Source organism: Lentibacillus songyuanensis (genome assembly GCF_039548255.1).
Classification (GTDB): Bacteria; Bacillota; Bacilli; order Bacillales; family Amphibacillaceae; genus Lentibacillus_C; species Lentibacillus_C songyuanensis.
Genome location: NZ_JBCLVH010000012.1, coordinates 21,016 through 29,651, shown reverse-complemented (window position 1 = coordinate 29,651; position 8,636 = coordinate 21,016). Strand labels below are relative to the sequence as shown.

3 protein-coding genes and 1 pseudogene are annotated in these 8,636 nt (G+C 43.0%); all 4 read right to left on the bottom strand.

Going from position 1 to position 8,636, the window contains the following annotated elements:
• A pseudogene (locus tag WMZ97_RS12615) lies at positions 1-249 on the bottom strand (30S ribosomal protein S12); the annotation flags it as partial.
• 140 nt (positions 250-389) lie between these two features.
• Positions 390-728, bottom strand: a complete 339-nt coding sequence (locus WMZ97_RS12610; protein ID WP_343272450.1) for a 50S ribosomal protein L7ae-like protein — start codon at positions 726-728, stop codon at positions 390-392.
• A 191-nt stretch (positions 729-919) separates the two neighbouring features.
• Entirely contained in the window at positions 920-4,519 is a 3,600-nt protein-coding gene (rpoC, locus tag WMZ97_RS12605) for a DNA-directed RNA polymerase subunit beta' (protein WP_343272449.1), read from the bottom strand.
• A gap of 170 nt (positions 4,520-4,689) precedes the next feature.
• The gene (gene rpoB / locus WMZ97_RS12600; RefSeq protein WP_343272448.1) at positions 4,690-8,226 is read right to left on the bottom strand and encodes a DNA-directed RNA polymerase subunit beta; all 3,537 of its coding nucleotides are present in this window, start codon (positions 8,224-8,226) and stop codon (positions 4,690-4,692) included.
• Positions 8,227-8,636 lie beyond the last annotated feature (410 nt).

The following is an 8,636-nucleotide window of genomic DNA, read 5'->3' as shown; positions in this document are numbered from 1 at the left end:
AATTCCAGGAATATAAGCTGTTACCTCTATATTGTTTGATAAGCGAACACGTGCATACTTACGAAGTGCTGAGTTCGGTTTCTTTGGTGTCAATGTTCCCACACGCGTACATACCCCGCGTTTTTGTGGAGAAGATTGATCGGTAAATGACTTCTTGAAACTGTTATATCCCTTGTTAAGTGCTGGTGAGTCAGATTGCTTTGTCTTGCTCACACGTCCTTTACGTACAAGTTGATTAATTGTAGGCATTTGGATATCCTCCCTTCCCATTTATTACGTGAAATAGTTAGTAGCGAGCCACCAGTCTTCGGGGTTTTGTAAGACCACATATCCAGGTGGTTCATTTTTTAGCAAAAAACAAAGCTTTCACGAGACTCGACTCGCCAAAACTAATCTTGTTTAATTGCCACAGTTGATGCACCGACATCAATTCCGCAAGCCATGCCAAGCTTCTTCATCGAAGAGACACGAATTATTGGAATATCAAGATCCTCAGCCAAACGCATAACACGATCCGTCATGTGCTGATCGGCATCATTTGCAATAATTACTTCACTGATAACGCCTTTTTCCATTGCTTTAAGCGTCTGCTTTACTCCGATTATTAATCGCGATTGAACCTGAGTTACTTTTTCATAAGACATCGTAATATCCTCCAAAGCAAACAAGTAATAACCGGAAGCACCTTGAATATAGTACCATTGTCTTTTTTTAATGTCAACAGCCATTATTCATTTTCGTGCTCCCGATTACGTTTTTTTGTTTCCCTATTTGTGTCATGTGTTTTTTGTTGGTATTGATCATTTACTTAGCTCGCTACCGAAATACTTGCTTCCATGAAGCGACATGTATCCCGGTAGACAAGTATCTAAGCAATTTCTCAACATTCAAAAGTAACAAGCTTTTAGAAAACGATTGTTTATTGTACGATTTCTTCTTGCTCTTCTTGTTGTGGTTTGTCTACGGCTGCTTCAATTTTGCGATACCGGTCAATTCCAGTTCCGGCTGGCACCAATTTACCGATAATGACGTTTTCCTTCAGGCCAAGAAGCTCATCGCGTTTTCCTTTAATTGCAGCATCTGTCAAGACACGAGTTGTTTCTTGGAACGATGCGGCAGACAAGAACGAATCGGTTTCTAACGATGCTTTGGTGATTCCAAGCAGTACTGGTTTTCCAACTGCTGGCTGCCTTCCATCGTTTAGGACATCATAGTTGGCATCTTTAAACTGATGAATTTCCAGCAATGAACCTGGTAGAACGTTTGTATCTCCACCGTCCATCACGCGGATTTTGCGCAGCATTTGTCTTACCATAACTTCCACGTGTTTGTCACCTATTTCTACCCCTTGCATGCGGTATACGCGTTGCACTTCACGCAGCAAGTAACTTTGGACGCCATCGACACCTTGAACACGAAGTAATTCCTTTGGATCGACGGAACCCTCTGTTAACTCCTGCCCGGCAATTACTTTATCGTCAAGCGATACTTTAAGCCGTGCATTGTATGGAACTGCATAGGATTTTTCCTCTACATCGCCTTGAATCACAATTTCTTGTTTATCTTTCACTTCTTTGATTTCCTTGACCGTTCCGTAAATTTCCGTAATCACAGCCTGACCTTTTGGATTACGGGCTTCAAATAATTCTTGAATACGTGGGAGACCCTGGGTAATATCATCACCAGCAACCCCACCAGTATGGAACGTACGCATCGTCAACTGGGTACCTGGCTCACCAATCGATTGTGCAGCGATAATTCCGACTGCCTCACCAACTTCAACTTCCGCACCAGTGGCCAGATTGCGACCGTAACATTTTTTACAAACACCATGTTTCGTATTACATGTGAATGCGGAACGGATGATAACTTCCTCGATACCCGCTTCCACGATTTGTTTTGCCTGATCCTCTGAAATGACGGTATCAAATGCAACGATAACTTCATCTGTCTCCGGATGACGAACCGTTTCAAACGCTGTTCGGCCAATGAGGCGATCAAGCAATGGTTCGATCATTTCGGTACCGTCCATCAAGGAAGAAACTTTTAATCCCCGGTCGGTTCCACAGTCATTTTCACGGACAATGACATCCTGAGCGACATCAACAAGACGTCTTGTCAGATAACCTGAATCAGCAGTTTTCAATGCGGTATCCGCCAATCCTTTACGTGCTCCGTGTGTAGAAATAAAGTATTCAAGTACGGTTAATCCTTCACGGAAGCTGGATTTAATTGGCAGTTCAATAATACGTCCAGCCGGGTTGGCCATCAGACCACGCATCCCTGCTAGCTGTGTAAAGTTTGACGCATTACCACGCGCTCCAGAATCACTCATCATGAAAATAGGGTTTCGGTTATCCAGCGACTCCATCAGTTTATCCTGAATGGTATCCTTCGCTTGTGACCAGATGCCAATAACACGGTCATACCGTTCCTCTTCCGTAATCAGACCACGTCGGAACTGTTTTAACACATTATCTACTTTATGTTGCGCCTCTTCCAGGATAGTCTCTTTTTCTTTTAACACCACAATATCGGATACCCCGACCGTCATACCCGCCTTGGTAGAATAACTAAAGCCTAGGTCTTTCATACGGTCAAGCATCTTGGAAGTTTCACTGATCTTAAACTTCTTAAATACCTCCGCGATAATATCTCCTAAGAAACCTTTTTTAAATGGTTTGATAAGCTCACGGCTTTTAATTTCTTCTTTGACATCCGTTCCGCTTTCAACAAAATACTTTTCTGGTGTATGAAGCTCCAGATTTGTTTTTGTTGGCTCATTAATATATGGGAACGAGTCCGATAGAATCTCGTTAAAGATTAACTTCCCAACCGTTGTCAGCATCAGCTGGTTTTGCTGCTTCTCAGTGAAGGTTTGGTTGTGAACACTTGATGCATGAACAGCAATTCGTGTATGCAAATGTACATACCCATTTTGATAGGCTATCAGCGCTTCATTAATGTCCTTAAATACTGTACCCTCACCAATCGCACCTTCTCTTTCAAGCGTTAGATAATAGTTTCCTAAAACCATATCCTGGGACGGTGTAACGACCGGTTTTCCATCTTTTGGATTCAAAATATTTTGTGCGGCAAGCATCAAAATACGTGCTTCTGCTTGTGCCTCTGCCGATAATGGTACGTGTACTGCCATTTGGTCCCCATCAAAGTCTGCATTATATGCTGTACATACAAGCGGGTGCAACCGTATGGCACGGCCTTCAACCAAGGTTGGCTCAAATGCTTGAATCCCAAGCCTATGCAAGGTTGGTGCCCGGTTAAGCAATACCGGATGTTCTTTGATAACATCCTCCAGCACATCCCATACTTCTGGATGAACCCGTTCGATCTTTCGTTTGGCTGACTTAATATTGTGTGCAATACCTTTTTCAACCAACTCTTTCATAATGAACGGTTTAAACAATTCCAATGCCATTTCTTTCGGCAGACCACACTGGTACATTTTCAAATGCGGACCAACAACGATAACAGAACGGCCGGAATAGTCAACCCGTTTTCCTAACAGGTTTTGCCGGAATCGGCCTTGCTTACCTTTTAACATATGCGACAGCGACTTTAACGGACGGTTACCTGGTCCTGTTACCGGACGACCGCGGCGGCCATTATCAATCAAGGCATCAACTGCTTCTTGCAGCATACGTTTTTCGTTCTGAACAATGATGCTTGGTGCCCCAAGATCTAATAAACGCTTCAACCGGTTATTACGGTTAATCACACGACGGTACAAATCATTCAAATCGGACGTTGCAAACCGACCGCCATCCAGCTGTACCATTGGTCTAATTTCTGGCGGAATGACTGGTAATACATCCATGACCATCCAGCCTGGTTCGTTACCTGAATGACGAAATGCCTCCAGTACCTCCAACCGCTTAATTGCACGGGTACGGCGCTGTCCGTGTGCTGATTTCAATTCTTCTTTCAACATATCTACTTCTTTTTCAAGGTTGATATCTTCAAGCAGTTTACGAATTGCTTCAGCACCCATTTGGGCCTTAAAGGACTTGCCGTATTTATCGTAATATGCACGATATTCCTTCTCGGATAACAATTGTTTTTTCTCCAGCGGTGTACTCCCCGGATCCGTTACAATATATGCCGCAAAATAAATAACCTCTTCCAATGCACGAGGCGACATATCCAGGACGAGCCCCATTCTGCTTGGAATTCCTTTAAAATACCATATATGTGAAACTGGTGCAGCAAGCTCAATATGTCCCATGCGTTCACGACGTACCTTTGCCTTAGTTACTTCTACACCACAACGATCACACACAACACCTTTATAACGTACCCGCTTATACTTACCGCAGTGACATTCCCAGTCCTTTGTGGGACCGAAAATACGCTCACAAAAAAGGCCATCCTTTTCCGGCTTTAACGTACGGTAATTAATTGTTTCTGGTTTTTTTACCTCACCATATGACCATGAGCGGATTTTCTCCGATGAAGCTAAACCAATTTTCATATACTCAAAGTTGTTTACATCTAGCAAGGGGCCTACCTCCCTTTTTAGTGTCCGATTTCTTAAAAGTAAAGACGGTATAAAATTTGCCGTTGTTGATCTTACTTTCAGTGATAGCCACGCTCGGCTCCAGCGCCTTTGCTCTTATGCCTAAAACCGAGATGCTGGCTTAAGAATTAGAACCAACATCCCGATTGTTATTAATTTTGTTCCACTTCTAAATTCAGTTTGCTTGCGGATTGGGTTTCTTCTTCTTCCATATCTCGCATCTCGATCTCTTCTTCATCACTCGAAAGAATTTTAACATCTAACCCAAGGCTTTGCAGCTCTTTGATTAGCACTTTGAATGATTCCGGAACACCCGGTTCAGGTACATTATCACCCTTAACAATCGATTCGTACGTTTTCACCCGACCGACAACATCATCCGATTTCACGGTTAGAATTTCTTGGAGTGTATAAGCAGCTCCATACGCTTCCAATGCCCATACTTCCATCTCACCAAAACGCTGTCCACCGAATTGTGCTTTACCACCGAGCGGTTGTTGGGTAACAAGTGAATACGGACCGGTTGAACGTGCATGCAATTTATCATCAACCATGTGTGCCAGCTTAATCATATACATGACACCAACGGAAACACGGTTGTCGAATGGTTCACCCGTTCTTCCGTCATATAATACCGTTTTTGCGTCTCTAGGCATGCCGGATTCTTCTAGTGTTTCCCATACATCTTCTTCCCTCGCACCATCAAATACTGGTGTTGCCACATGAATACCTAATCTTCTTGCGGCGATACCCAAGTGTAATTCAAACACCTGTCCAATATTCATTCGCGATGGAACCCCCAATGGGTTAAGCATAATATCTACCGGTGTACCATCTGGTAAGAATGGCATATCTTCCTCTGGTAATATTTTGGAGATAACCCCTTTATTACCATGACGGCCTGCCATCTTATCTCCTTCATGAATTTTACGCTTTTGGACGATATATGCACGAACAAGCTGATTCACACCAGGAGGCAATTCATCCCCGTCTTCGCGGTTGAAAATCTTTACATCTAGTACGATTCCGCCAGCACCATGCGGCACCCTTAGTGAGGTATCACGTACTTCGCGGGCTTTCTCACCAAAAATGGCATGAAGCAAGCGTTCCTCAGCAGATAATTCGGTTACACCTTTAGGGGTCACTTTTCCAACTAAGATATCCCCATCCGTTACTTCAGCTCCAATACGGATAATTCCCTGTTCGTTGAGATTTTTTAATGCCTCTTCTCCAACGTTTGGAATATCTCTCGTGATCTCCTCTGGCCCTAACTTGGTATCACGTGATTCCGACTCATACTCCTCTACGTGGATCGAGGTATAGACATCATCTTTAACAAGGCGTTCACTCATGATAATCGCATCTTCATAGTTGTAGCCTTCCCAGGTCATAAACGCAACGAGCGGATTACGGCCAAGTGCCAGTTCCCCTTTCTCCATGGATGGACCATCAGCAAGGATTTCCCCTTTGGTTACCCTGTCGCCAGCACTGACAATTGGACGCTGGTTGTAACATGTCCCTTGGTTCGAGCGGATATATTTCTGTAACTTATAGCGATCCAAGTCACCTTTTACTTCTTTACCATCAACTTCTGCCACACGGCGAACAAGTACTTCCTTTGCTTCAACGTGTTCAACTACCCCTTCATGGCGGCAAATAATCGCTGCACCAGAGTCTTTTCCAGAAACATATTCCATTCCTGTTCCGACAATTGGCGCCTCCGGATTCATCAATGGCACTGCTTGTCGCTGCATGTTTGCACCCATCAATGCACGGTTGGAGTCATCATTCTCCAAAAACGGAATACATGCTGTCGCAGCGGAGACCACCTGTTTTGGCGATACGTCCATATAATCTATCTGCTCTTTTGGAACAGCCGTGTTTTCCCCACGAAAACGGGCTAAAACTTCTTCACTCATGAAGGTCCCATCGTCACTTAAATCGGCGTTTGCCTGGGCTACAACATAATTATCTTCCTCATCGGCGGTCAGATAATCAATTTGCGCTGTTACTTTGCCTGTATCCGGATCAACCCGACGATATGGCGTTTCGATAAAGCCGAACTTGTTCACCTTGGCATAACTGGATAACGAGTTGATCAAACCAATGTTCGGCCCCTCTGGTGTTTCAATCGGACACATACGGCCATAGTGGGAGTAGTGTACGTCACGAACTTCCATTCCAGCACGTTCACGCGTTAATCCACCAGGTCCTAAAGCGGATAAACGACGTTTATGGGTCAGCTCCGCCAATGGATTTGTCTGGTCCATAAATTGAGAAAGTTGGGAGCTTCCAAAAAATTCCTTAATCGAAGCAATCACTGGACGTATATTAATCAATTGCTGTGGTGTGATACTGGATGTATCCTGAATCGACATACGCTCCCGTACAACACGTTCCATTCGGGACAACCCGATGCGAAACTGATTCTGCAGCAGTTCTCCTACAGAACGCAGCCTTCTGTTACCAAGATGATCAATATCATCTGTATCACCAACCCGGTGCAATAAATTAAAGAAATAACTAATAGACGATATAATATCAGCAGGCGTGATATTTTTAGCGCTATTTTCAATCCCTGCATTGCCGATAACAGTTAATTCCCTTTCCCCGCTTGGATCTGTCGGGTCAATAATTTTAACTGTTTGGACGCGGATCGGGTCTTCTAATACACCCTCATGCGGTTCAAGAATTTGTTCACCAAGCATATCCTCATCTTTATCCAAATAAGGTAATATCTTGTTAAGCAATTTCCGTTCCAAACGGTCACCTTTTTGTGCCAGCACCTCGCCAGTTTCCTGATCGACAACCGGCTCTGCCAACACTTGGTTGAACAAACGGTTTTTGATATGCAGTTTTTTGTTCATTTTGTATCGGCCAACATGAGCCAGATCATAACGCTTTGGATCAAAGAAACGTGAAATTAATAAGCTTTTAGCATTATCTACTGTTGGCGGCTCACCTGGACGCAAGCGTTCATAGATTTCAAGCAATGCCTTCTCGGTTGTTTCCGTATTATCTTTATCTAATGTATTTTTCAAGTACTCATTTTCACCGATCAGATCGATGATTTCCTGATCTGTTCCAAATCCAAGCGCACGTAATAACACGGTAATTGGTAATTTACGTGTTCGATCGATTCGGACATATGCAACATCTTTCGCATCGGTTTCAAATTCCAGCCATGCCCCGCGGTTTGGAATAACGGTTGCGGTGATGCCTCTTTTCCCATTTTTATCAATTTTTTCGTTATAATAGACACTTGGAGAGCGAACAAGCTGTGACACGATGACACGCTCTGCCCCATTGATGATAAATGTGCCCGTATCTGTCATAAGCGGGAAGTCTCCCATAAACACTTCCTGCTCTTTTACTTCGCCTGTTTCATTATTAATTAAACGAACCTTCACACGAAGCGGAGCATTATAGGTAACATCTCGTTCCTTTGATTCATCAACAGGATACTTGGGTTCACCTAAACTATAATCAACAAATTCCAATGATAGGTTCCCTGTAAAATCCTCAATTGGCGAGATATCCTGAAACATCTCCCGTAATCCTTCTTCCAAAAACCATTCATAGGAAGCGGTTTGGATTTCGATTAAATTGGGTAATTCCAATACCTCACTGATGCGAGCATAGCTCCTGCGTTGGCGGTGCCGTCCATATTGAACTAGTTGACCTGTCAACTGCTTCACCTCTCAAATCCATCATTTTTCATCGCATAATCCTGAAAAACAACTATTATATTTAGAAAAACATAAGCTGAAATACGCGTTCATTTCAGTTTATATTTTTCGAATCATAAATTGTGCATAAAAAAGCAATCTGCTAACCTTGCCAAGTAATCAGCAAAGATAAAGATTCCATCGATAAGAATCAAAAAAGACGTAGCTTTTAACAAAAATCAACTACATTTCTCTCCATACTTATCTGTTCAGACACGTAAACCATTTTACCATTGTCTCCGATTGCCGATAAAATATACGTTTCTTTTCCATGAAAATACCTCTTGACAAGGGTAATCCCATATTAGCATTTTACTATAATACCATAGCAAAATTACAAGGTCAAACATTAAAGACTAAAAATGCTGTAA

Coding starts and splice junctions, on each gene's coding strand:
- WMZ97_RS12610 (WP_343272450.1), bottom strand. CDS start 728: ATGGCTGTTGACATTAAAAAAAGACAATGGTACTATATTCAAGGTGCT.